The organism is Nonomuraea fastidiosa, from assembly GCF_042751225.1.
GTDB classification, from domain to species: Bacteria; Actinomycetota; Actinomycetes; order Streptosporangiales; family Streptosporangiaceae; genus Nonomuraea; species Nonomuraea fastidiosa.
In genome coordinates, this window is the sequence record NZ_CP170570.1 from 7,094,382 (window position 1) to 7,116,477 (window position 22,096).

At 72.7% G+C, this 22,096-nt stretch carries 23 protein-coding genes and 1 pseudogene; 13 read left to right on the plus strand and 11 right to left on the minus strand.

Annotation, left to right across the window (positions count from 1 at the left end):
• Positions 1-8: 8 nt before the first annotated feature.
• Genes ACFMQL_RS32430 through ACFMQL_RS32440 form a run of 3 tightly spaced genes read right to left on the minus strand, consistent with a single transcriptional unit; the run spans position 9 to position 2,454 of the window.
• A complete protein-coding gene (locus ACFMQL_RS32430) occupies positions 9-215 on the minus strand; it encodes a hypothetical protein (RefSeq protein ID WP_378788559.1) in 207 nt (68 codons plus the stop codon).
• The gene (locus tag ACFMQL_RS32435; RefSeq protein WP_378788561.1) at positions 215-1,153 is read right to left on the minus strand and encodes a carbohydrate ABC transporter permease; all 939 of its coding nucleotides are present in this window, start codon (positions 1,151-1,153) and stop codon (positions 215-217) included. Before ACFMQL_RS32435 ends, ACFMQL_RS32430 begins: the two co-directional genes overlap by 1 nt.
• Positions 1,154-1,155: 2 nt before the next feature.
• Positions 1,156-2,454: an ABC transporter substrate-binding protein gene (locus ACFMQL_RS32440; RefSeq protein ID WP_364052274.1), complete on the minus strand. Its 1,299-nt coding sequence runs from the start codon at positions 2,452-2,454 to the stop codon at positions 1,156-1,158.
• 118 nt (positions 2,455-2,572) lie between these two features.
• Here ACFMQL_RS32440 and ACFMQL_RS32445 point away from each other — a divergent pair, with 118 nt between their 5' ends.
• Both ACFMQL_RS32445 and ACFMQL_RS32450 read left to right on the plus strand, forming a co-directional pair.
• Positions 2,573-3,514 carry a carbohydrate kinase family protein gene (locus ACFMQL_RS32445; protein WP_378788563.1) on the plus strand — a complete coding sequence of 314 codons (942 nt, stop codon included), beginning with the start codon at positions 2,573-2,575 and terminating at the stop codon, positions 3,512-3,514.
• Positions 3,511-4,779 (plus strand): alpha-glucosidase/alpha-galactosidase, encoded by a 1,269-nt coding sequence (locus ACFMQL_RS32450; protein WP_364052268.1) that lies wholly within the window; start codon positions 3,511-3,513, stop codon positions 4,777-4,779. Before ACFMQL_RS32445 ends, ACFMQL_RS32450 begins: the two co-directional genes overlap by 4 nt.
• A 240-nt stretch (positions 4,780-5,019) precedes the next feature.
• Here the strand turns inward: ACFMQL_RS32450 and ACFMQL_RS32455 are convergent, their stop codons facing one another.
• Together ACFMQL_RS32455 and ACFMQL_RS32460 are read right to left on the minus strand one after the other, a co-directional pair.
• Positions 5,020-5,799 carry a DeoR/GlpR family DNA-binding transcription regulator gene (locus ACFMQL_RS32455; protein WP_364052265.1) on the minus strand — a complete coding sequence of 260 codons (780 nt, stop codon included), beginning with the start codon at positions 5,797-5,799 and terminating at the stop codon, positions 5,020-5,022.
• 8 nt (positions 5,800-5,807) lie between these two features.
• On the minus strand, positions 5,808-7,106 hold the full coding sequence (locus tag ACFMQL_RS32460; RefSeq protein WP_364052262.1) for an alpha-glucosidase/alpha-galactosidase: 1,299 nt from the start codon (positions 7,104-7,106) through the stop codon (positions 5,808-5,810).
• A 139-nt stretch (positions 7,107-7,245) separates the two neighbouring features.
• Here ACFMQL_RS32460 and ACFMQL_RS32465 point away from each other — a divergent pair, with 139 nt between their 5' ends.
• The 3 genes from ACFMQL_RS32465 (at position 7,246) to ACFMQL_RS32475 (ending at position 9,928) form a co-directional block, all read left to right on the plus strand.
• Positions 7,246-8,421, plus strand: coding sequence for an N-acetylglucosamine kinase (locus ACFMQL_RS32465; RefSeq protein WP_378788566.1), 1,176 nt, complete (start codon positions 7,246-7,248; stop codon positions 8,419-8,421).
• A gap of 189 nt (positions 8,422-8,610) precedes the next feature.
• On the plus strand, positions 8,611-9,087 hold the full coding sequence (locus ACFMQL_RS32470; protein ID WP_378788568.1) for an FAD-binding oxidoreductase: 477 nt from the start codon (positions 8,611-8,613) through the stop codon (positions 9,085-9,087).
• Positions 8,999-9,928, plus strand: coding sequence for an FAD-binding oxidoreductase (locus tag ACFMQL_RS32475; RefSeq protein ID WP_378788570.1), 930 nt, complete (start codon positions 8,999-9,001; stop codon positions 9,926-9,928). Before ACFMQL_RS32470 ends, ACFMQL_RS32475 begins: the two co-directional genes overlap by 89 nt.
• 328 nt (positions 9,929-10,256) lie before the next feature.
• On the opposite strand, the gene ACFMQL_RS32480 is transcribed toward ACFMQL_RS32475, so the two are convergent.
• The gene (locus tag ACFMQL_RS32480) at positions 10,257-10,634 is read right to left on the minus strand and encodes a TetR/AcrR family transcriptional regulator (protein WP_378788572.1); all 378 of its coding nucleotides are present in this window, start codon (positions 10,632-10,634) and stop codon (positions 10,257-10,259) included.
• Positions 10,635-10,721: 87 nt separating this feature from the next.
• On the opposite strand from ACFMQL_RS32480, the gene ACFMQL_RS32485 reads away from it, so the two are divergent.
• Complete coding sequence (locus ACFMQL_RS32485) at positions 10,722-11,540, plus strand: NAD(P)H-binding protein (protein WP_364052250.1); 819 nt, start codon at positions 10,722-10,724, stop codon at positions 11,538-11,540.
• A 6-nt stretch (positions 11,541-11,546) separates the two neighbouring features.
• Here the strand turns inward: ACFMQL_RS32485 and ACFMQL_RS32490 are convergent, their stop codons facing one another.
• The gene (locus ACFMQL_RS32490; protein WP_364052248.1) at positions 11,547-12,110 is read right to left on the minus strand and encodes a hypothetical protein; all 564 of its coding nucleotides are present in this window, start codon (positions 12,108-12,110) and stop codon (positions 11,547-11,549) included.
• A 99-nt stretch (positions 12,111-12,209) separates the two neighbouring features.
• On the opposite strand from ACFMQL_RS32490, the gene ACFMQL_RS32495 reads away from it, so the two are divergent.
• From ACFMQL_RS32495 to ACFMQL_RS32505, 3 genes are read left to right on the plus strand one after another with little or no spacing between them, the layout of a single operon-like run.
• Positions 12,210-12,770, plus strand: coding sequence for a TetR family transcriptional regulator (locus ACFMQL_RS32495; RefSeq protein WP_364052245.1), 561 nt, complete (start codon positions 12,210-12,212; stop codon positions 12,768-12,770).
• A 21-nt stretch (positions 12,771-12,791) separates the two neighbouring features.
• The gene (locus tag ACFMQL_RS32500) at positions 12,792-13,205 is read left to right on the plus strand and encodes a hypothetical protein (RefSeq protein WP_378788575.1); all 414 of its coding nucleotides are present in this window, start codon (positions 12,792-12,794) and stop codon (positions 13,203-13,205) included.
• A 10-nt stretch (positions 13,206-13,215) separates the two neighbouring features.
• Complete coding sequence (locus ACFMQL_RS32505; RefSeq protein WP_378788577.1) at positions 13,216-14,751, plus strand: AMP-binding protein; 1,536 nt, start codon at positions 13,216-13,218, stop codon at positions 14,749-14,751.
• Positions 14,752-14,754: 3 nt separating this feature from the next.
• On the opposite strand, the gene ACFMQL_RS32510 is transcribed toward ACFMQL_RS32505, so the two are convergent.
• A complete protein-coding gene (locus ACFMQL_RS32510; protein WP_378788579.1) occupies positions 14,755-15,810 on the minus strand; it encodes an aldo/keto reductase in 1,056 nt (351 codons plus the stop codon).
• A 172-nt stretch (positions 15,811-15,982) separates the two neighbouring features.
• On the opposite strand from ACFMQL_RS32510, the gene ACFMQL_RS32515 reads away from it, so the two are divergent.
• On the plus strand, positions 15,983-16,222 hold the full coding sequence (locus ACFMQL_RS32515; protein ID WP_378788581.1) for a hypothetical protein: 240 nt from the start codon (positions 15,983-15,985) through the stop codon (positions 16,220-16,222).
• Between the two features lie 71 nt (positions 16,223-16,293).
• Positions 16,294-17,409, plus strand: a complete 1,116-nt coding sequence (locus ACFMQL_RS32520) for a S1 family peptidase (protein ID WP_378788583.1) — start codon at positions 16,294-16,296, stop codon at positions 17,407-17,409.
• Here the strand turns inward: ACFMQL_RS32520 and ACFMQL_RS32525 are convergent.
• A complete protein-coding gene (locus ACFMQL_RS32525; protein WP_364052230.1) occupies positions 17,399-17,983 on the minus strand; it encodes a TetR/AcrR family transcriptional regulator in 585 nt (194 codons plus the stop codon). The genes ACFMQL_RS32520 and ACFMQL_RS32525 overlap by 11 nt on opposite strands.
• Positions 17,984-18,161: 178 nt before the next feature.
• Here ACFMQL_RS32525 and ACFMQL_RS32530 point away from each other — a divergent pair, with 178 nt between their 5' ends.
• Positions 18,162-19,079, plus strand: coding sequence for a zinc-binding dehydrogenase (locus ACFMQL_RS32530; protein WP_378788585.1), 918 nt, complete (start codon positions 18,162-18,164; stop codon positions 19,077-19,079).
• 462 nt (positions 19,080-19,541) lie between these two features.
• On the opposite strand, the gene ACFMQL_RS32535 is transcribed toward ACFMQL_RS32530, so the two are convergent.
• The gene (locus tag ACFMQL_RS32535) at positions 19,542-19,928 is read right to left on the minus strand and encodes a YybH family protein (RefSeq protein WP_378788586.1); all 387 of its coding nucleotides are present in this window, start codon (positions 19,926-19,928) and stop codon (positions 19,542-19,544) included.
• On the opposite strand from ACFMQL_RS32535, the gene ACFMQL_RS32540 reads away from it, so the two are divergent.
• Complete coding sequence (locus ACFMQL_RS32540) at positions 19,917-21,587, plus strand: hypothetical protein (protein ID WP_378788588.1); 1,671 nt, start codon at positions 19,917-19,919, stop codon at positions 21,585-21,587. The two genes, ACFMQL_RS32535 and ACFMQL_RS32540, sit on opposite strands and share 12 nt — an antisense overlap.
• A 15-nt stretch (positions 21,588-21,602) precedes the next feature.
• On the opposite strand, the pseudogene ACFMQL_RS32545 reads toward ACFMQL_RS32540, so the two are convergent.
• Positions 21,603-22,034, minus strand: a pseudogene (locus tag ACFMQL_RS32545) (serine/threonine-protein kinase); the annotation flags it as partial.
• Positions 22,035-22,096: the final 62 nt, after the last annotated feature.

Sequence of the window (22,096 nt, forward strand, 5' to 3'; positions counted from 1 at the left end):
CACCGTGTTCAGCAGCCACAGCAGCGCCTGCGACTGGCTGAACAGGCCCGCGAACCCGTCGAGGGTGAGCCAGCTGGGATGAAGCGCGGCGGGAAGCGGTTGATGTCGCTGTCCGGCATGAACGCGGTCAGCACCATCTGCACCAGCGGCAGCGCGAACAGCAGCGCCAGCGGCATGAGCAGCAGGTGCCACGGGCTGAACGGCAGGCGTCGCATCAGAAGGCCTCGATCTTGCTGCGCCGGGAGTAGAGGATCATCCCGACGGTGATGAGCATGGTGGCGGCGAACAGCCCGTACGCGACGGCCGAGCCGTAGCCGAACTTGGTGAGCTTGAACGCCTGGACGTAGACGTAGTAGACGATCGTCTGCGTCGCCCCGAGCGGCCCGCCCCTGGTGGTGGTGAAGACCAGGTCGAACAGCTGCAGCGCGGTGATCGTCTGCCAGATGGAGGTGAAGACGGTCACCGGGCCGAGCTGCGGCATGGTGACGTGCCGGAAGACCTGCCAGCGGCCGGCGCCGTCCATGCGGGCCGCCTCCACCACGTCCTTCGGGATGTCCTGCAGCGCGGCCAGGTAGACCACCACGGTGAAGCCGACCTGCCCCCACAGCGCGATCAGGCAGATCACCGCGAGCGCCTGCGACTGGCTCTCCAGGAACTGCTGCTGCGGCAGGCCGAGCACGCGCAGGACGCTGTTGGCGGCGCCGTACTGCGGGTTGAAGACGAAGTTCGCGAGGATGCCGGTGGCCGCGGCCGAGGCGACGAACGGGATGAAGATGCACGTACGGTAGAAGCCGACCAGCTTGATCGGCCGGTTGAGCGCGACCGCGACGAGCATCCCGAGGAAGATCGACGACGGGACGAACAGCACCGTGAACACCAGCGTGTGCCGCACGGCCGCGAGCAGATCGGGGTCTTGGACCATGAGCTCGTAGTTGAGCCAGCCGATCGGCTTGGCGGGGGAGATGCCGTTCCACTTCTGCCGGGAGATGAGGAACGCCCACACCGCCGGGAAGATCGACAGGCCGACCACGAGCAGGGTGGCGGGGCCGGCGAAGCCCCATCCGGTCAGCGTGCGATGCAGCCACCGCACCCGGCCGGATGGGAGCGTCGCCGCGTGTGCGGCCGGACGGCGCCCGGCGAACAGCACCGACATCGTCAGCCCCCGGCCAGCGCCAGGGCCGACTTCTGCGCCGCCTCGTCAAGGGCCTGCTTGGGCGTCGCCGCGCCCTGCATGGCCTTGGCGATGGCCTCGCCGACGTGCCGCGACATCTCCACGTAGCCGCTGACCGTGGGCCTGGCCTGCTTGGCGTTGGCCAGGTTGGCGACCATCTTCTCCGCGCCCGGGTACTCCTTGATGTACGTCTCGTACTCGGGCAGCTCCGTCTCGGAGGTGCGCAGCGGCAGGTTGCCCTGCGTGAGGTTCCACTGGGCGTCGCCCTCCGCCGAGGTGAGCCACTTGATCAGCTCGAACGACCAGTAGGCCCGGTTGGCGTCGCCGTTGTCGAACAGCGTCCACAGGTCGGGCCCCGAGACGGTCTGGTGGTCGCCGTTGGTGCCGGGCAGGAAGGCCACGCCGTAGTCGGTCTTCTTCCGCTTGAGGTCGTACAGCGACCACGGCCCGTTGATGATCATGGCGATGCGGCCGTCGGCGAACAGCGGCGCGTACCGCTCGTCGGTCTGGTCGAGGTAGACGCTCTTGTCGTCCACCGCCATCGCCCGCAGGAACTCCAGCGCGTCCACCCCGGCCTGCGAGTTGAACGCGGGCTTCTTGTGATCCGGCGTCAGGATGCTGCCGCCGCGCTGCCACAGCAGCGGCCAGAAGTGCCAGGTCGTGTCCTCCGACGCGCTCACCGAGTACGCGGTCCCGTAGATCTTCTCCGCCGGGTCGGTGAGCTTCCTCGCCGCCTCGCGGAAGTCGTCCCAGGTCCAGTCATCGGTCGGGTACGGCACGCCCTTGGCGTCGAAGAGCTTCTTGTTGTAGAGCAGCGAGAGGTTGTCCACGATCGCGGGGAAGCCGATGACCTGCCCGTTCGGCGTCGCGGTCGAGCGGGCCGCCTCGGGGAACTCCTCCCACCCGACCGACGGGTCCTTCACCTTCTCGGTCAGGTCGAGGGTCTTGCCGGACTCCTGGAGCTGCGAGGCCCAGCTTCCGAAAGCGTAGGAGATGTCGGGGTAGACGCCGCTCGCGAAGCCGGCGGAGAGCTTCTGCAGCAGGTCGTCGGTGGTCGAGGCGCCGGAGGAGACCTCGATCGTGACGTTGGGGTGCTGCTGGGTGAACTTTGCGGCCAGCCCTTCGAGGACTTTCTGCGCGTCCGCCGTCTGGCCCGTCCACCAGGTGAGCTTCACCTTCGCCTGCGGGTCCACCGTCTTCGCGCCCTCCTGCGCCGACCCTCCGCAGCCCGCGGCCGCCAGGACGATCGCCGCGACCAGGGCCGCCGCGGTTCTTCTTCGCACTGTGGATGCTCCTCCCGGAATGATTGGAGCCAATCATGGTGACTTTCGAAGTCTTGTCAATACCTTCGAAAAATCGCAAGACTTGACAAGCTTTCACAACACCTGAAACGGTGCCGTGGTGTCCAGAACGACCTTCGACCTGCTTGTCGTCGGCGACGCCAACCCGGACGTGATCGTCTCCGGCGCGCCTCGCCATCCCGAGTTCGGCCAGCGCGAACAGCTCGTCCCCGCCGCCGGCCTGGTGCTCGGCGGCTCCGGAGCGATCACCGCGTACGGCGCCGCCCGGCTCGGCCTGCGCACCGCGTTCGTCGGCCGGGTGGGGGACGACCCCGCCGGGGCCTTCGTCCTGGACGCCCTGCGCGGCGGCGGCGTCGACGTCTCCGCCTGTGTCGTCGACCCCGACGTGCCCACCGCCATGACCGTGGTGCTCGTGGACGGCGACGACCGGGCCATACTCACCGCCTCCGGCTGCCTCGACCGGCTCGCCGCCGACGACGTGCCGCGCGGGCTCGTCGAGCGGGCCGCGCACGTCCACGTCTCGTCGTACTTCCTCCAGCCGCGGCTCGCCGCCGGGCTCCCCGGGCTGTTCGCCCTGGCCAGAGCGGCCGGCGCGTCCACCTCGCTCGACACCAACGACGACCCCGCCGGCCGGTGGGCGGGACTGGCGGAGGTCCTGCCCGTCACCGACGTCCTGCTGCCCAACGAGGCCGAAGCCCTCGCCATCGCCGCCGCCGTCGCGGGCCCGCCGCCCGGCGGCACCGGTGTGGAGTGGGCCGTACGCGAGCTGGCCGCCCGCGGCACGCTGCCCGTCGTCAAGCGCGGCGCGCTCGGCGCGCTCGCCTTCGCCGACGGAGAGCCCGCCGAGGTGCCCGCCACGCCCGCCACCGTGGTCGACGCCGTCGGCGCGGGCGACAGCTTCAACGCCGGCCTGCTCGCCGCGCTGCTGCGCGGCCAGCCGCTCAAGCAGGCCATGACCGTGGCCGTGACCTGCGGCACCCTTTCCACCCGCGCCGCAGGCGGCACCGCGGCGCAGCCCACCTGGGAGGAAGCAACGTCATGAAGAAGATCGTGTTCGTCGGGGCGGGAAGCGTCGTCTTCACCCAGGGACTGCTCGCCGACCTGGTCGCCTTCCCCGAGCTGCGCGGCATGCGCATCGCGCTGCACGACATCGACGCCGAGCGCCTGGAGGTCGCCGAGGCCGTCGCCCGCCGCATCACCGCCGGCGCCGCCACCGTCACCGCCCACCTCGACCGCCGCGAGGCGCTCGACGGCGCCGACTTCGTCATCAACATGGTGCAGGTCGGCGGCTACGACGCCACCGTGACCGACTTCGAGATCCCCGCCGGGTACGGGCTGCGCCAGACCATCGCCGACACCATCGGCGCCGGCGGCGTGTTCCGCGCGCTGCGCACGTTCCCCCTGCTCGACGCCCTCGCCGCCGACATCGGCGCGGTCTGCCCCGACGCGCTGCTGCTCAACTACACCAATCCGATGGCGATGAACGTGTGGTACCTGTCGGGCAAGGTCAAGAACGTCGTCGGCCTGTGCCACTCCGTCTACTGGACCATGCGGGGACTGGCCGATCTCGTGTCGGTGCCGTACGAGGAGGTGTCGTACGTCGCGGCCGGCGTCAACCACCAGGCGTGGGTGCTGCGCTTCGAACGCGACGGCGAGGACCTCTACCCGCGGCTCGACGTGGACGACCCCGAACTGCGCAGGCGGGTCAGAATCGACATGTACCGGCGGCTCGGCTACTACCCGACCGAGACCAGCGAGCACTCCGCCGAGTACGTGCCGTGGCTGATGCACCACGACGGCGAGATCGACCGGCTGCGCATCCCCGTCGGCGAATACCTGCGGGTCAGCGAGGAGAATCTGGCCGAGTACAAGCGCACCCGCGATCTCGTGCGGAGCGGCGGCGAGCTGGACATCGCAGGAACCGACGAGTACGCGCCGCAGATCATCCACAGCATCGTCACCGGCACGCCGCGCGTCGTCTACGGCAACGTCGTCAACGACGGCCTCATCTCGAACCTGCCGCAAGGCTGCGTCGTCGAAGTACCGTGCGCGGTGGACGCCACCGGCGTCCGGCCCACCGCCGTCGGCGCGCTGCCGCCGCAGTGCGCGGCGCTGAACCGGGCGTACGTGAGCGTCAACGAGCTGACCGTGCGCGCCGCGCTGGAAGGCGACCCCCGCCTGGTCAGGCACGCCCTGATGGTCGATCCGAACACGGCCGCGTCACTGACGCTCGACCAGATCTGGGCCATGGCCGACGACCTGACCCGGGCACACGGCGACCTGCTCCCGGAGGCGCTGCGCGCCTGACCACCGCCGCCTCACCCGCGCCCGCCACCCGCACTCGCGCCCAGGCCCGCCACCCGAACCCGTGTCCGGGCCCGGCACCCGCACCCGCGTTCGGGCCCGTCGCCCGCACCCGCGTTCGGGCCCGTCGCCCCACCTGCGTCCGGGCCGGCTACCCCATCCGCGCCCGGGCCCGCCGCGGGGGTCGGGCGCGCGGCGGCGGCCGGCGGGACGGGGAGCGACGGCCCAGGGGCCGGACCGGGCTCAGCGGGCGATCTCGACCTCAAGCCCCTTGTCCCGCAGCGCCGCCACGCACTCGGGATCGGCCGACTCCCCGGTGATCAGCAGATCGATCTCCCCGATCGCGCAGATCGGCGCCATCTCCACCACGCCCAGCTTCGACGCGTCGGCCACCAGGATCTTCCTGGCCGCCGCCCGCAGCATGCGCTGCTTCATCTCGGCGTCGGGCAGGCTCACGTTCGTCACCCCGGCGACCGGGTCGATGCCGCCGCAGCCCATGATCACCGTGTGCGCCCTGATGCCCTCGAGCAGCTTGCCGCCCAGCGGATCGACCAGCGAATGCTGCTGGCGGCGCAGGGTCCCGCCGGTCACCACCACCGAGATCCGGGGCAGCGCGGGCTCCAGCTCCAGCGCGGTGCGCAGCCCGTTGGTGAACACCGTCACCTCGGTCAGATCGGTGCGCGCCACCAGCTCGCGGGCCACGTACGAGGTGGTCGTGCCCGCCCCCATCAGCACGGACTCGCCGGACGTCACCAGCCGCGCCGCCACCTTCGCGATCAGCGACTTCTCCACCGCCGCCGTGCCCAGCGACAGCTCGAACGACGGCTCCACGTGCGGCGCGGGCCCGGCGATCATCGCGCCGCCGCGCACCCGGCGTACCTTGCCCTGCTCCTCCAGCGCGTCGAGGTCGGCGCGCACGGTCACGCTCGACACCCCGAACGCCTCGGCGAGCTCCGCCACCCGCGCGAACTCCTGCTCGGCGAGCATCGCCAGCATGCGCTCGCGCCGCACCTCCGTCGGCATCTGCTCCATCACGCACGGACCGCCGCGGGCAGCAGGTCGCCGTGCGCCTCGATCAGCTCGTCGCACAGCTCCTTGATCTTGGGCAGCGGCAGCGTCGCGCCCGTGTTCGGGTCGAGCATCGCCGCGTGGTAGACGTGCGAACGGTCTCCGTCGAGCGCCGCCCGCACGGTCAGCTCCACGACGTTCAGGAACGTCCGGTTGAGCGCGGCGAGCTGCACCGGCAGGTCGCCGACGGGCCGGGGCCGCACCCCCGCCGCGCCGACCACGGCCGGCACCTCCACGCAGCACCCCTCCGGCAGGTTGCCGATCAGGCCCCGGTTGGCCACGTTGACGTAGATCTCCTTCTCCTCACCGGTCAGCATCGCCAGGATCATCGCAGCCGCCGGCTCCTGATGCTGCCACCGGATCAGCAGCGGGTGGCCCGCCGACAGGGCGCGCCGCGTCTCCTCGTACAGGTGCAGGCTCTTGCCGACGCGCCGCAGGTACTCCTCGACCGGCACGCCCAGCCGCGCCGTCTCGTCGGGGTGGCGCATGATCCACGGCACGTACTCGGCGGCGTGCTCGCTCGACTGCGTCGGGAAGTAGCCGAACGTGCGGTAGAGCTCGACGCGTACGTGCCGCCGGAGCTGCGGGTCGGCTTCCAGCACCGCGTCGAGCTCCGGATAGAGCGAGCGCCCGTCCGCCTCGAAGCGCAGCACGAACGACTGGTGGTTGAGCCCGGCGCTGAGGAACGTCACCTCGTCCTCGTCGCGTCCCACGAGATCGGCCAGGTACGCGTGCGTGTCGCACACCGCGTGGCACAGCCCGGCGAACCGTTCGAACCCGGTCGCCTCGTGCACCGCCCACCCGGTCATCGCCATCGGGTCGCTGCAGCTCAGCAGCCACGCGTCCGGGCACTCCTCGGCCATCTGCCCGGCCAGCTCCACCAGCACCGGGATCGTGCGCAGGCCGCGGAAGACGCCGCCGATGCCGATCGTGTCGCCGATGGTCTGGCGCAGGCCGTAACGGTGGGGGATCTCGAAGTCGCGCAACGTCGCGTCGAACCCGCCCACGTCGAGATGGCTCACCACGAAGTCGGCGCCCTTGAGCGCCTGCCGCCGGTCGAAGACGCTGCGGATCTTCGCCTCCGCGCCCGCCTCGGCGTCGATCGCGCGTACCAGCCGCTCGGTCGTGACGAGCTTGCCCGGGTCGTCGTCGTGCAGAATGATCTCGAGTTCGCCGCGCAGGCCGGGACCCAGCACCAGCGCGGAGACCACGCGGCGCGTCAGCTCCACGTCACCGACCCCGATGAAGACGATCCGCGCCATTTCCGCAGTATCCCACGCCCACCCGGGTGCCCCGCCCCTGTGATCCGGCCCTGTCCGCCGGGCGGGCCGGTGGGGCGGCGCTCGGCGGGCATGACGAGTACAGTGCGCGCCGATCCCCCAGCACGACGAGAGAGCGACCATGGACCTGTACCTCGGCATCGACGCCGGCGGCACCTCCACGCGTGCCCTGCTCACCACCTCCACCGGCGAACGCGTCGGCTACGGCCTGGCCGGAGGCGGGAACCCCGTCGCGCACGGCGTCGATGCCGCGCTCGCTCAGATCACCGCCGCCGTCAAGCAGGCGCTCGGCGAGATCGACCCCGGCCGGGTGGCGAACGGCGTCATCGGGCTCGCCGGCCTCGGAGCCCTCCAGGACTCCGCCGTGCACGCCGCCTTCACCCGCGCCTGGGCCGGCTGCGGGCTGCGCTTCCCGGTACGCGGCCTCGAAGACCCTTTGCTCGCCTTCGTCGCGGGCACCCCGCAGCCGTCCGGGCACGTACTGCTGTCGGGGACGGGCGCGGTCGCCCTGCGCGTCGAAGACAGGCGCGTCACCCACGTCGCCGACGGTCACGGCTGGCTGCTGGGCGACGAGGGCTCGGGCTTCTGGCTCGGCCGCGCCGCCGCCCGCCACACCATCCGCCACCTCACCGCCACTCCGGCAGTCCGGCCTGAGCCCGGCATCTCAGGCGGCAGCTCGACTCATCCGCCCACCACCGGCACGGCGGGCGAGCAGCGCACGGAAACCGGCCGCTCGCCCGCTTCCGCCGCCGCGGATCCGACCGGCGAGCACACGGTGGACGGCCGCTCGCGTGGTTCGGCCGCCGGAAACGCGACCGGCGAGCGGACGGTGGATGGCCGCTCGGACCGTCCTGCCGATGCCGGTCACGCGGGTGAGCTGGTGCGGCTGGTGGCCGAGGCGGTGGCCGGGCCCGGGGCGGAGCCGACGGCGCGCATCGCCGATCTCCTCATCATCCGGGCGCAGGCCGCGCCCGTGGCGACGCTCGCCCCGCTGGCGCCGCTGGTCGGCAAGGCCGCCCAGGCGGGCGATCCGGCCGCCGTCGCGATCGTCGAGTCCGCCGCCGAACGGCTGCTCGCCACGCTGGCTCAGGTGCGCGCGCCCGGGGAGACGTCGCCGATCGTGCTGGCCGGCGGCGTCCTGACCGCCGAAGGCCCGGTACGCGAGCACGTCCGGCGGCTGTGCGAGAAGCGATGGACCACCCCGGTCACGATCGCCGGCGACACCGCAGCCGCAGCCGCCTGGCTCGCCGCCGGAGCCCAAGGCCCGCACGCCGCCTGGTTGCGCGCCACCCCCTGACGCACGGCCCTGGGGAGTGAGGTGAAGGTGCGTGCGTGCGGGACTCGGGGAGGAACCGCACAGGATGTGCGCTGGAGCGGCAGGGTGACGAAGCCGCGGGTCACACTCTCCCCGCCGATTTCGTCATAGCCGGTGACCCCGAATCGATTCTCCGGGGCCGTCGGAACGATCCAAAGGAGCAGAGGACATATGACGAACGCGAAGCTGCGCGCGGCCGTGCCGGGCGGCAGGGTGCTGCTGCCGGGCGACGTCGGGTTCGAGGAGGCGGCCAGGCCGTGGAACGCGTCGGTCCGCCAGCCCGTCGCCGCCGTCGTCGAGCCCGGCGACGCGCAAGAGGTGGCGGCGGTGGTCAGGTACGCCGCCGAGTCGGGGATCGCGGTCGCCGCCCAGGCGGGCGGGCACGGCGCGACGGGCGACACCGAGGGGGTGATCCTGCTGCGCACGACCCGCCTGGGCGGCGTCGAGGTGCGCCCCGATGAGCGGGTCGCCCGGGTGGGCGCGGGCGTGAAGTGGGGCGAGGTGCTGGCCGAGGCGGGCCTGGCACGGGCTGACGGGCCTCGCGGGCAGCAGCCCGGTCGTGAGCGTGGCGGGGTACACGCTGGGCGGCGGGCTGAGCTGGTTCGGGCGGCGGTACGGGTTCGCGGCCGACGCCGTACGGGCCTTTGACGTCGTACGCGCCGACGGTGAGCCCGCCACGGTGACGGCCGAGTCGGACCCGGAGCTGTTCTGGGCGCTGCGCGGCGGCGGTGGCGACTTCGCGGTGGTCACGGCCGTCGAGTTCGAGCTGTTCCCCGCCCCGGCCCTGTACGGAGGCCGGGTGGCGTGGCCGGCGCACCGGGCGCGCGAGGTGTTCGACGCCTACCGCGAGCTCACCGCGGAGGCGCCGGACGAGCTGGCGCTGTGGTTCGGCCGGGTGAACCTGCCCAACCTGCCGCCCATGGTGACGATCGACGCCGCGTTCCTCGGCGAGGAGCAGAAGGGGCGCGCGCTGCTCGACCGGCTCGGCAAGATCGATGACGTGCTCCGCGACACCCGTGGGCCGCTCGCGGTGGCCGACCTCGGCTCGATCACCGCCGAGCCCGTCGATCCCACCCCCGGCAGGTCCCGTTCGGAGCTGCTGACCGGGCTGGACGACGAGGTCGCCGATCTGGTGCTGGACGCGCCGCTCGCGCCGCTGGCCGTCGCGCAGGTGCGGCACCTCGGCGGCGCGCTGGCCGCCTCCTGGCCGAACGCCGGGCCGAGCGGCCCGGTGGCGGAGCCGTACCTGCTGTACCTGCTCGGGCCCGCCTTCACACCCGAGCTGGCCGAGGCGGCGGGGGAGCGGCTGCGGTGGTTCGCCGGTCAGCTGGGGGAGCGGGCGAGCGGGCGCAAGCCGTACACGCTGCTCGGGTACGGGGAGCGCGCCTCGGCCGCCTTCCCCGCGCCCGTGCTGGAGCGGCTGCGCGCGATCAAGCGCGCCAGGGACCCGCACGGCGTGCTGCGCGCCAACTACCCGGTCCTCGCCTGACCCCCGCCTACCCGGGCCCCGTGTGACCCGCCACCCGGGCCTCGCCTGACCCGGCTCCTGGGCAGGCCCTCGTCGCCGTGCAGGGGTCTGCCCGAGCCGGGGCAGGTCAGGGGAGGCCGCCAACGGCGCTTCCGACCCAGGTCAGGTCAGGGAGTCGATCCAGCGCTCCAAGCGGCGGCCTTCCACGGTCATCAGCTCGGGCTCCCGGAAGGTGTTGGTGAGCAGCGAGACGCCCTGGTACGAGGCGAACAGCCCGACGGCCAGCTCCCGCGCGTCCCCCGCCCCATGGCGGCGAACTGCGCCTCCACCCAGTCGAGCACCCGCCGCATCACCCCGGCGATCGCCTTGTCCAGCCCGTCGTCGCGCTTGTCCAGCTCGGATGCGAGGGTGCCGGTGGGGCAGCCGTAGCGGGCGGTGACCTCGGCCGGCTCATCCAGCCGCGTACCAGCCCCTTGAGCCGCTCCTGCGGGGTGCCGAGCCGGTCGAGTTCGGCGATGACGGTGTCGAGCTCGCGGTCGTGCTCGTCGATCGCGGCCTGGATGAGCTGGTCCTTCGTCTTGAAGTAGTAGTAGACGTTGCCCACGGGCACGTCGGCGGCGCGCGCGATGTCCGCCAGAGTCGTCTTCTCGACCCCTCGCTCGTGCAGCACCTGGGCGGCGGCGCTCGCCAGCCGCTCCCGCTTTCCCGGCCGCTTTGAGTCAGTCACCTGACTAACTATAGACAACCGCGCCTCGGGCCCGCTATGGTCGCAGCTCTAAGTCAGTCAACTAACTAAGAACTGAGGAGCACGTCCATGTTCGTCATCACGGGAGCCACGGGGAACGTCGGCGCAGAGGTCGTCCGCCTGCTCGCCGCCGCAGGAGAGCAGGTCACGGCCGTCTCGCGCAACCCCGCACCGCAGCCGGCGGGCGTCCGTCACGTCGCGGCCGACCTGGGTGACCCGGCGAGCCTCGAGGCCGCCTTCGCCGGAGCGAGCGCGCTGTTGCTGCTGGTCGCCGGGCAGGAGCCGGAGGCCGTCATGAAGACGGCAAAGGAGGCGGGGATCCGGCGCGTCGTCCTGCTCTCCTCGCAGGGCGCGGGCACCAGGCCCGGCCAGTACGCGCACCCGGCCGCCTTCGAGGACGCCGTCCGCGCCTCAGGGCTGGAGTGGACGATCCTGCGTCCCAGCGGCTTCTACACCAACACGCTGGCCTGGGCCGGATCCGTGCGCGCCCGGCAGGCCGCCGCCGCGCCGTTCGCCGACGTCGCGCTGCCGTTCATCGACCCGGCCGACATCGCCGAGGTCGCGGCCACGGTGCTGCGGCAGGACGGGCACGCGGGCCGCACGTACGTGCTCACCGGGCCCGAGCCGATCACCCCACGCCAGCGGGCCGCGGCCATCGGGCGGGCGCTCGGCGCCGAGGTGCGCTTCACCGAGCAGAGCCGGGAGGAGGCCCGTACGGAGATGTCCAGGTTCATGCCGGCCGAGGTCGTCGAGGCCACGCTGGACGTCCTCGGCGCGCCGACGGCGGCCGAGCAGCAGGTCAGCCCCGACGTGGCCGTGGTCCTGGGCCGCCCGGCGCGCACCTTCGCCGGCTGGGCCGCCCGCCACGCCGCCGCCTTCCGCCCCTGATGGGCGTCACTTGGCGTCCGGGCCGCCGGGAAGCTCATGCCCGCAGAACTTCTCGGCCGTCTTCTGCGCCGCAAGCCAGCGTTTGCGGGCGGGTCCGTAGTCGATGACGATGCCGGGCCGGGGCTTGTGCTCGGTGACGTATCGCGCGACCGCGGTGCTGGCGGAGGCGCACTTGATCAATGTCGGCTGTAGTCGCCCGGGGGCCTGGGCCGCGTCAAGGAGGAGCTGATCGGCGAACCTCCGGTAGGTCCTGGCGGCCTCGGCCCGTAACGCGGAGTCCTTCTTCTTGCCGCTGACGGCCTTCACCTCGGCGAAAATCCGGCCGGACACCGACAGGCTCAGCATGTAACAGGGATCGAGTGTGGGGTCGGTCTCAGATGACGCGGTCGTCGTCGTCCCGGGAGCAGCAGGAGTGCTGGGAGGGGTGGCGGCGGTGGGAGGAGCGGTGCCCGCCTGTGGCGTCTCCTGCCGCCTGCCCTGGCCGGAAGGGCCGGTCAGCAGGAGTGCCGGCACCGTGACCAGGGCGGCGAGCGTCACGACGATCAATCCTGCGCGCGTCCTTCTGCCCATGCGTTCCCTCCGCGTCGATCTCCGCTGTACGGTTCGCTCTCGGGACCGGCCCCCGGCCTCCGGGACATGTCATACAAGCGTTGGCCTACACTTGTTGTCATGGCGTTCACGGAGAGATCGGCGGCGACCAGGAGTTCGATACTCGCCGCCGCCAGGAAGCTGCTCATCGAGCGTGGCTACGAGGCGATGACGATCCGGGCGGTGGCCTCGATGGTCGGCGTCGACCCCTCGATGGTCATGCGCTACTACGGCAGCAAGGCCGGGCTGTTCAGCGCGGCCGTGGACGTCGACCTCAAGCTCGCCGCCGTCGACGATCCGCCCGTCGAACGGCTCGGCGAGCTGCTCGTACGCCACTTCCTGGCCCGCTGGGAGGGCGACCTCTCCGACGACGTGCTGATCCTGCTGCTGCGCTCGGCCAGCACCAACCCCATGGCCGCCGAGCGCATGCGCGAGGTCTTCGAGACGCAGATCGCCGCCTTCATCGGCCGGGTGACGGGGGCGGACGACGCGGCGTACCGGGCCGGGCTGGTCAGCACCCAGATGCTCGGCCTGGCACTGACCCGCTACATCCTGCGCCTGCCGCCGATGGTGGAGGCCGAGGTGGACGACCTCGTACGCGACATCGGACCGGTGATCCAGCGCTACGTCACGAGCGCCTGAAGCCGGTCAGCGCAGCGAGATGTGCGGCATCTCGCCCGCCGTGCGGTAGCCGATGCGGGTGTAGACGCTCGCGACCTCGGCCGTCCCGAGACGCGGGCCGCCGAGCTGGCCGCCGCCGACCACCTGGCCGGTGGCGGCGGCGCCGGCGGCGACTGGGGGCAGCGCGTCGGCAGCGAGTACTACATGTCGAACCTCGACGCCGACAACATGCACATCCTGCTGCACGAGATCGGCCACTCGTTCGGCCTGGACGACTTCTACGACTGGACGCCGAGCGGCGTCTGCTGCTTCCTCATGAAGGCCAGCAGCGCGTCGCAGATCACGGAGTTCGACGCGTGGATGTTCCGCGACTGGTGGCGCGTCCGGCTGACCGGAGGTTGCGTCCGGGCTTCAGCGGGTACGCGTACCTCCTCCTGGCTCGTACCGGAAAGGTGAGGGGGCGCCGGTGCTCGGACGGCTGATCGACCTGGGCGGCTTCGGAGTGGAGGCCGTCGCCACGCTCACCCGCAACGGGCTGCTCGGCCCGGTCCATCCGGCCGCGCTCGCCCGCGTCGTGGAGGCGTACCGGCACTTCCACCTCACCCCCGCGACCGGCCTGGCCGTCGCCGCGGCGCGCTGGCCGGACCGCCCGGCCGTCATCGACGAGGAAGGCGAGGTCACCTTCGCCGAGCTGGACGCGCGCGCCGCCGCGCTGGCGGCCGGGCTGCACCGGCGCTTCGGCGTCGGGCCCGGCACGACGGTCGCCGTCATGTGGCCGAACGACCGGGGATTTCCCGCCGCCGCGGGCGCGGTGTCGCGGCTCGGCGCCGACCTGCTGCTGCTCAACACCGGCCTGGCCGGGCCGCGCCTGCGCGAGGTGCTGCGGCGCGAGGGCGTGCACCTGCTCGTCGCCGCGCCCGGCCTGTGGGAGGTCGAGTTCGACGGGCCGCGCGTGAGCGACCTCGACGACCTCGCCGGCTCCGCGCCGGGGGATGAGCCGCCGTACCCGAAGCGGCCGGGGCGGCTGGTGCTGCTCACCTCCGGCACGACCGGCACCCCCAAGGGGGCACCGCGCCGGCTGTCGATGGCGGCGCTGGCCGAGCCGTTCGTGTCGATGCTGGCCACCGTGCCACTGCGCAGTGGCGAGCCGATGCTGATCGCGCCGCCGCTGTTCCACGGGCTCGGCCTGCTCTGGTACGCCGCCGCGCTCGTCCTCGGCTGCCCCGTCGTGCTGCGCCGCCGCTTCGACGCCGCCGCCGTGCTCGACGATCTCGACCGCACCGGGGCGGGCGCGCTGATCGCGGTGCCGGTCATGCTGCGGCGGCTGCTGGAGCTGCCGCCCAGGCCGCTGCCCCGCCTGCGCGTCGTCGTCTCCGGCGGCTCCGCGCTGCCCGCCGACCTCGCCACCCGCTTCATGGACACGTACGGGAACGTGCTCCACGACCTGTACGGCTCCACCGAGGCCGGCTGGGCCGCCCTGGCCACCCCCGCCGACCTGCGCGACGCCCCCGGCACCGTCGGCCGCCCGCCGCGCGGCGCCACCGTCCGCATCGAGGACGCCTCGGGCGAGGAGCTGCCGCCCGGGGAGGTGGGCCGGGTGGTCGTGGCGGGCGGGCTGACGTTCGGCCCCGGCGGGCCGCTGCCCACCGGCGACCTCGGCCACCGCGACGAGCACGGGCGGCTGTTCATCGACGGCCGCGACGACGACATGATCGTCTCCGGCGGCGAGAACGTGTTCCCGCAGGAGGTCGAGGACTTCCTCGCGGCCAGGCCGGGCGTGGCCGACGTCACCGTGCTGGGCGTGCCCGACGAGGAGTTCGGGCAGCGGCTCGCCGCGTACGTCGTCCCCGAGGACGGTGTCGAGCTGTCGGCCGACGAGCTGCGCCAGGCCGTCAAGGAGGAGCTGGCCGGGTTCAAGGTGCCCCGCGACGTGGTGTTCGTACGGGAGGTGCCGCGCAACCAGACGGGCAAGGTCGATCGGGCGCGGCTCGTATGGGAGTGAGCCTCACCCCGCGAGCCCGGCCGCGATGAGCCGCTCGATCGGCGGGTTCACCCGCGCGAACCCCTCCTGGTTCCGATACGGGTGGTACGGGTAAGGCGCGGTGACCTCGCTCGCCTTGTCCAGCCTGCTGACCTGCTCGGGGGTCAGCCGCCAGCCGACGGCCCCGAGGTTCTCGCGCAACTGCTCCTCATTGCGCGCGCCCACGATCACCGAGGACACGGTGGGCCGGGTCAGCAGCCAGTTGAGCGCGATCTGCGGCACGCTCCTGCCGGTCTCGGCGGCGAGCTCGTCCAGCACGTCCACGACCCGGTAGAGCAGCTCGTCGTCCACGGCGGGGCCGTACACGGCGGTCTTGTGCAGCCTGCTGCCCTCCGGGATCGGGCTGCCCCGCCTGATCTTGCCGGTCAGCCGTCCCCAGCCGAGCGGACTCCACACCAGTGCGCCGACGCCCTGGTCGAGGGCGAGCGGCATCAGCTCCCACTCGTAGTCGCGGCCGACCAGCGAGTAGTAGACCTGGTGGGCCACGTACCGGGGGCGGCCGTGCCGGTCGGCGTGCGCCAGCGACTTCATGAGCTGCCAGCCGGAGAAGTTGGACGCGCCGACGTACCGGAGCTTGCCCGCCGTGACCAGGTCGCCGAGCGTGTGCAGCACCTCCTCGACCGGGGTGGCCGCGTCGAAGGCGTGGAGCTGGAACAGGTCGATGTAGTCGGTGCCGAGGCGGCGCAGCGCGTCGTCCACGGCCTTGATCAGCCGGGAGCGCGAGGTGCCCGCGCCGTTCGGCCCGTCGTGCATGGGCAGGCCGGCCTTGGTGGAGATGAGCACCTTGTCGCGCCGCCCCTTGACGGCCTGGCCGAGCACCTCTTCCGAGGCGCCGTCGGAGTAGACGTCCGCCGTGTCGAACATGGTCATCCCCGCGTCCAGCGCCACGTCCACCAGCCGCCTGGCCTCGGCCACATCGGTGTTGCCCCAAGCGCCGAACAGCTCGCCCCTGCCGCCGAACGTGCCGGCGCCGAAGCTCAGCACGGGCACGTCGAGCCCGCCAAGCCGCCTGTATTCCACAATGCCCTCCTAAACGGAACGGATTTACCGTTAAGCACTGTAGCACGCTAACGGGAGAGTTGTCCCGTTTAGGAGGGTGCGGCTTCGCGTTCGAGTGCGATGTCCCGACGGAGCGCGGTGTCCTGGTGGAAGGAGCGGTCGCCGGCGTCCCTGGCTCGCCGCCCAGCTCGCCGTGCGGATCACCCGCAAGCCCTGGGGGCCGGTGACGCCGCGGGTCTTCGAGAGCTTCGGCCGCCCAGGCGCTGGGCGTGCCGGCCCGCGACCGGTTCACCGTGACCTCGACCCCGGCGAGTACCCGTTCATGAAGGCCATCGCCGGCCAGGTGCGCGCGCACGACGACCGCGAGCGGTTCCTGAGCGGAATCGACCTGGTCCTGCGCGGCATCGTCGGCGGGTCGGCCATAACGCCGTGATAGGTGCAAAGTGATATGAGGCGGGCGGCGGGCTTCACGATCTACGGTTGCTGCCAGGAGGCCCAACCCGCATGAACGCGTACCGCCTTGCCGCCACGGCGCTCACCCTCGGACTCGCCCTCATCACCGGCCCTTCGGTGTCGGCCTTCGCACCCGGCCCCGACGCCGATGTGGCGGCGGCGATGGAGCGGGACCTCGGGCTCGCCTCCGGACAGGCCGCCGCCCGGCTCGCCGCCGAGGAGCGCGCCAGTGCTGCGGAGACGGAGTTACGGCGAGAGCTAGGAGACGCCTTCGCGGGCACCTGGCTGGCCGATGACGGGACGCTCGTCGCCGCCACCACGGACGCCGCCCGCGTTCCGGCCATCGCGAAGGCCGGCGCCCGCGCCGACGTCGTCACCCGCCCGCTGGCCGCGCTCGACGCCGCCAAGGCCCGCCTGGACGCCGCCGCCCGCGCGGCCGGTCCCGACGTGCACGCCTGGTACGTGGACGTGGCCGCCAACGACGTCGTGATCCTGGCCGCCGACCCGGCCGAGGCGGCCGCCTTCGTCGAGGCCGCAGGAGTGGACGCCTCCGCCGTACGCGTCAAGCCGTCGGCCGCCAGGCCCGTCCCCTACGCCGGCATCCGCGGCGGCGACGGCTTCATGGTCGAGGGCAAGGGACGCTGCATCGTCGGCTTCACCGCACGGCAGGGCACCACCGACGGCTTCCTCGCCGCCGGCCACTGCGGCCAGCCCGGCGACATCGCCACGACCACCGACGGCACCCCGATCGGCGTCTTCGCCTACTCCTCCGGCTCCGGCTACGACTACGCCTGGGTCACCCTCTACCCCGGCTGGACCGCGCGCGGCGCGGTCGCCGCCGGCGGCACCGAGCAGCTCATCCGCGGCGCCACCCCCGCGCCCGTCGGCGCGTCCGTCTGCCGGGCCGCTCCCGGCGCCGGCTGGCACTGCGGCATCATTCAGCAGCGCAACGTCACCGTGAACTTCCCCGAAGGCGTGATCACCGGCCTGGTGCGCACGAACGTCTGCTCCGAGCCCGGCATGTCGGGAGCGCCGTTCGTCTCGGGCGACCAGGCCCAGGGCATCACCGTGGGCGGCTCGGGCAACTGCGCGTCCGGCGGCACCACGTTCTTCCAGCCGGTCGCCGAGGCGCTGTCCGCCCTGGGGCTGACGCTCATCACGTCCTGACGTCCTCCTGGTCGCCGAGGAGCACGGCCACCATTCGCTGGACGGAACGCGTGAAGTAGCGCGGATCGCCCGGCGGCGTCACGTGGCGGATCAGGTCGCCGTCGAAGACCGCGAGCACCGCGTGGGCCGCGAACTCGGTGTCCAGCCCCGGGCGTGCCTCGGCCAGCAGCTCGCTGAGGTGCCGGTGCCAGAAGCGGTAGCTCGGGTCGGCGTACTTGTCCTCGGCGCACGCCTGCTCGTGCGCCGACAGCAGCACGGCGTTGCCCTCGGCGATCGCGCCCAGCGCATCGAGGAACGCCGTCAGCCGTTCCCTGGCCGGCACCCCCGGGCCGAGCGGCGGCGGCCCGGTCATGATGGCCTCTTTCAGCTCACGTGAACGCTCCTCCAGCAGCGCCTGCAGCAATCCCGCGCGGCTGCCGAACCGCCGGAACACCGTGCCCTTGCCCACCCCGGCCAGCGCCGCGACCCGATCGAGCGACACGTGGTCGCCGCCGCCTTCGGCGAGCAGCCGTTCGGTGGCGTCGAGCACCGCGCGGCGGTTACGAGCGGCGTCGGCACGTTCTGTACGGGTCATGGGGTTCCCCTCTGCGCATGGCGTCGCGCTCTCGTCTGCCGGCCGGGCCGGGCACCGGGTTCACACGATACGGACTGCCGGTCCGCATATGCTACCGTTCGGGAAAACCGGACCAGCGGTCCGAATGAGCGATGCGAACGTTTCGCATCACCCCCGACACCCATAGGAGCCTCGACCCGTGCGCGCACTCCTCATCGACCCCGACGTCCCATCCGCCATCCGCCTCGGCACCGCCCCCGAACCCGAACCCGCCCCCAACCAGCTCCTGCTCGACGTCCGGCACATCTCGCTGAACCGCGGCGAGGTCGCGTTCGCCGCCCGCCGTCCGCCCGGGACCGTGCACGGCCACGACGCCGCCGGCGTTGTCGTACGAGCCGCCGCCGACGGGACGGGACCCGCCGTCGGCGCCCCCGTCGTGGCCTTCGGGGAAGGCGCGTGGGCCGAGCGGATGGCCGTGGACACCACGGCGGTCGCCGAAATCCCCGACGGCGTCGATCCGGCCGACGCCGCCGCCCTGCCGATCGCCGGCGTCACCGCGCTGCGCACCCTCCGCGCCCGCCCGATACTCGGCCACCGCGTACTGATCACCGGCGCGGCCGGAGGAGTAGGCCGGTACGCGGTCCAGCTCGCCGCCCTGGGCGGCGCCCACGTCATCGCCTCGGTCGGCTCACCCGCCCGCGCCGAGGGCCTGGCCGAGCTGGGCGCCGACGAGGTCGTGATCGGGCTGGAGGGGATCGACCAGCCGGTGGACCTCATCCTCGACACCGTCGGCGGCCCCCAGCTCGCCGCCGCCTGGGAACTTCTCGCGCCCGGTGGGAACGTCCAGAACATCGGCTGGGCATCGGACGAACCCGCCGTTTTCAAGCCGTACTCGCTGTTCTCGATCGGGCCTGCGAAGACGATGAGCACGTTCGGCGACGTCCACAAGGTCGGCCCTGACCTGGCCACGCTGCTCCGGTTTCTCGCGACCGGACGGTTGAAGGCGGAGGTGAGCCGCCGCGGCCCTTGGGAGGACGTGGCGACCGCCGCCCGTGACCTGCTGGAGCGCCGAGTCGCCGGCAAAGCCGTCCTAGACGTAACCCCCGCAACCCCCTGACCGCCCTGCGGCCTCCTCGGACCGCTCTTCAGCCTGCCGGTGCGATCACTTTCTGACGTCCTGCGCGGTCACCTCTCAACGTCGTGCGCGGTCGCCGTCGGTCCGCCCGTGCGGTCGCCGCACGGCCGCATGCGCAGCCGCGCCGGTCTGGACTCCGCACTGCTCCCAGCCCCGCGCCCCTCCTCGGTCGCCTGCGCGGCCACGCTGTGGGCCATGCGCCGCCCCAGCCGCGCCGCCCTCGCCCTCGCCCTCGCGGAACGGCACGCGCCGGCTCTGCGCCGGCCTGCCCCGCGCTGGCTTGGCCCGCATCCCCTTCTCGGCACCCGAGGCGGAACGAGCATCGTGGACCTCGCCCCCACAGACTCGCACCTGGTTGAATTGGCGGCGGCGGTTGAGCTGGCGGTGCAGGGCGTGGCCGGCGCGGGGTCCGGGCGGCGCCGGCTGTCTCGGCAGCAGTGGTCGTCAGCTCGGGAACGTGGCGGTGCCGTGCGGGTTGTCGATGACGTACCGCCACTGCCCGTCCGCGCCGCGCCTGAGGACGTCGGTCGCGGTGCCGCTCATATCGATCTTGGTGCCGTCGCGGGCGGTGCCGCGCATCGACCAGTCGACGATGAGCAGGGCGATGTCCCCGGCGACGTACACCTGACGCGGGACCGCCTCCATCGGCACCCCGAAGCTCTGCAAGTGGCGGTTGGCGGCGGCGAGGGCGGGACCGGTGACGGGGTGGCCGGGCACCGGGATGAGTACGGCGCCGTCTTCGTAAACGTGATCGAGGGAGCCGCCGGAATTCATGGCCTCGACGAAGCGGGCGGCGGCATCGGCAGGGCCGGAGTTGTCATGAGTCTTCATGACAAAATGATCATATCACGTTTTCGTGATCACGTTCGAGATCTGGAATTGTCGTGGGCGCTCGCTATGGTCCTGGCCATGGTGGATGCGGTGATGCCGGCACGGCGGCCGGGGGTCGCGGAAGCGTGGGCGAAGCTGCTCACGCTCGCCCGAGCGGGTGACGTGCCCGGCACCGAGCGATACGTCAGCACGCTGGACCCGGCCGCACGCGCCGCGATCGCGGCCGAACTGCCCGGCTACGTCGCCCGCACGCCCGGCCTGGGACGGCAGGCTGGGCCGTTGCTGCTGGCCGGGGTGGGCTGCCTGAGCGACCCGTCGCAGGTCGCGGCCTGGCTCTTCCGCCCAGAGCTCCGGGAACACAGCGCCCCTGGCGAAAGCGCGAGAGGAGGAGGTGGGACGCGCGAGCAGCACGGCATCGGAGGAGGGAACGCGGCGCGACGCGAGGGCAGGGGAGCGGAGAGCGAAAGCGCAGGACGCCGCGGGAAGGCCGAGCACGCGGAGGCCGAGTGCAAGGAGGGCGGCAGCGGGGGAAGCGGGCCCACGGAAAGCAGCGTGGGAAGTAGACGCGCGGAGGGCTGCGGCTCGCATCGCGGGAGCGCGGAGGGCGAGCGTGCGAAGGGCGGCAGCGCGGAAAGAGGGCGCGCGGAGGGCGGTAGCTCGGGGAGCGAGGGCGTGGAGAGTCGGCGTCTCCTTCGGCTGTTGCGGAGCAGGCCGCTGGAGTGGCGGGCCGAGGCGGCACGCCACATCGCGTCCCGGCTGAGGTTGCCGGAACTGCGGCACTGGGACGTGGCAGCCGCGCTGGTGCGCGAGACGGGCATCGCACCACCCGAGGACAGAGCGTTCGTCGTGGGCTGGCTGCGGTCACTGCGAGCACGGCGATCAGCGTGGTCCGGCACGCCGGTGGACGATCCGCTGCTCGCCGCGTACGCGCCGCGCCTGCTCGACATCGACGGCCTTCCGCACGCCGAACTGTGGCCACTGGTCGGTACGGTGGTACGGCTCGTCGAAGACGGGCTGCTCGACCGGGCGAACGTCATCGAGGCCCTCCTCGGCCGCCTGACCCGCTCCGCCCATCACCCGGGCCAGTTCGAGCAGCGGCCCATACGGGACGAGGGCGCCGCCCCACGCGCCGGGTGCCTGACACCGGCCCAGCTCGTGGGCCTGCATGATCGCCTCAACCTCACCATCGATGAGTCGGCCGCGCACGCCGCCGACTACGTACGCCTGCTGCCCACCGGCCCGGTCGCGGTCGCGGACATGGCAGTGTCGCAGCTTTGGCGTCTTGAGGAGGCGGGGCGGCTGGACGAGAGGCTGTTCGGTCAGGCATTGACGGCGCTGACGTCCCGGCCGGAGAAGAGGCTGCTGCGTGCGGCGCTGGAGTGGGCGGGCGAGGCGGTGCTGCGCGACGCGACCCGCGCCGGCGTCGTGCGGGAAGCGCTGGCTCCGATCCTCACTCAGGACACGCCCGCCCTGCGGGAACGCGCAGCCCGCCTAGCGGCCCGCTTGACGCCGCTGGCAGGCCCGAGGGGCCGCACGGCCCCGCACCAGGCGGCGGTACTGCGTGCCGAACTCCCGTCGCTCCGTCATGCGGCGGGACCACTCGGGGGACGCCATACGATCCGTCGCCTCCGCCCCGGTGACCGGCGCCGGTTGAGGTGAGCAGTGGGAGAGTGGCAAGCCCAGCACGCAGCCGAGCGAGAACACGTCCGCCGCCGGACCGGCCTTCTGCGCGCGGGCCTGTTCCGGGGACATGAACGCCGCCGTGCTGAGGACGGTGGAGGTGTGGGTGGTGGAGGTGCCGTCGAGGGCTCGGGCGATGCCGAAGCCGATCAGCCGGGGCCCGTCCTCGGCCAAGAGTACGTTGGCGGGTTTGAGGTCGCGGTGCACGATCCCGCTCATGTGCACGGCGGCCGGCCCCTCGGCCAGAGCGGCCCCGAGTACGGCCACGGACTCCAGGGGGAGCGGGCCTCGGCCGGCGATGGCCTGGTGCAGGGAGGGGCCGGTACGTAGGCGGGTGGCCAGCCACGGCAGGTCGGCGTCGGTGTCGGCGTCGATGAGCGGGGCGGTGAAGGCGCCGCTGACCTTGCGGGCGGCGGCCACCTCGTCGGCGAAGCGCCGCCGGAAGTCCGTACGCGGTGCGACCGGCTCTGCACAACTCGTACAGGCGC

Excerpts from the sequence above, each read along its gene's own strand:
- ACFMQL_RS32430 (WP_378788559.1), bottom strand. The coding sequence starts at position 215 with ATGCGACGCCTGCCGTTCAGCCCGTGGCACCTGCTGCTCATGCCGCTG.
- ACFMQL_RS32435 (WP_378788561.1), bottom strand. The coding sequence starts at position 1,153 with ATGTCGGTGCTGTTCGCCGGGCGCCGTCCGGCCGCACACGCGGCGACG.
- ACFMQL_RS32450 (WP_364052268.1), top strand. The coding sequence starts at position 3,511 with ATGAAGAAGATCGTGTTCGTCGGGGCGGGAAGCGTCGTCTTCACCCAG.
- ACFMQL_RS32455 (WP_364052265.1), bottom strand. The coding sequence starts at position 5,799 with ATGCCGACGGAGGTGCGGCGCGAGCGCATGCTGGCGATGCTCGCCGAG.
- ACFMQL_RS32460 (WP_364052262.1), bottom strand. The coding sequence starts at position 7,106 with ATGGCGCGGATCGTCTTCATCGGGGTCGGTGACGTGGAGCTGACGCGC.
- ACFMQL_RS32465 (WP_378788566.1), top strand. The coding sequence starts at position 7,246 with ATGGACCTGTACCTCGGCATCGACGCCGGCGGCACCTCCACGCGTGCC.
- ACFMQL_RS32470 (WP_378788568.1), top strand. The coding sequence starts at position 8,611 with ATGACGAACGCGAAGCTGCGCGCGGCCGTGCCGGGCGGCAGGGTGCTG.
- ACFMQL_RS32485 (WP_364052250.1), top strand. The coding sequence starts at position 10,722 with ATGTTCGTCATCACGGGAGCCACGGGGAACGTCGGCGCAGAGGTCGTC.
- ACFMQL_RS32490 (WP_364052248.1), bottom strand. The coding sequence starts at position 12,110 with ATGGGCAGAAGGACGCGCGCAGGATTGATCGTCGTGACGCTCGCCGCC.
- ACFMQL_RS32495 (WP_364052245.1), top strand. The coding sequence starts at position 12,210 with ATGGCGTTCACGGAGAGATCGGCGGCGACCAGGAGTTCGATACTCGCC.
- ACFMQL_RS32520 (WP_378788583.1), top strand. The coding sequence starts at position 16,294 with ATGAACGCGTACCGCCTTGCCGCCACGGCGCTCACCCTCGGACTCGCC.
- ACFMQL_RS32525 (WP_364052230.1), bottom strand. The coding sequence starts at position 17,983 with ATGACCCGTACAGAACGTGCCGACGCCGCTCGTAACCGCCGCGCGGTG.
- ACFMQL_RS32540 (WP_378788588.1), top strand. The coding sequence starts at position 19,917 with ATGAGTCTTCATGACAAAATGATCATATCACGTTTTCGTGATCACGTT.
- ACFMQL_RS32535 (WP_378788586.1), bottom strand. The coding sequence starts at position 19,928 with ATGAAGACTCATGACAACTCCGGCCCTGCCGATGCCGCCGCCCGCTTC.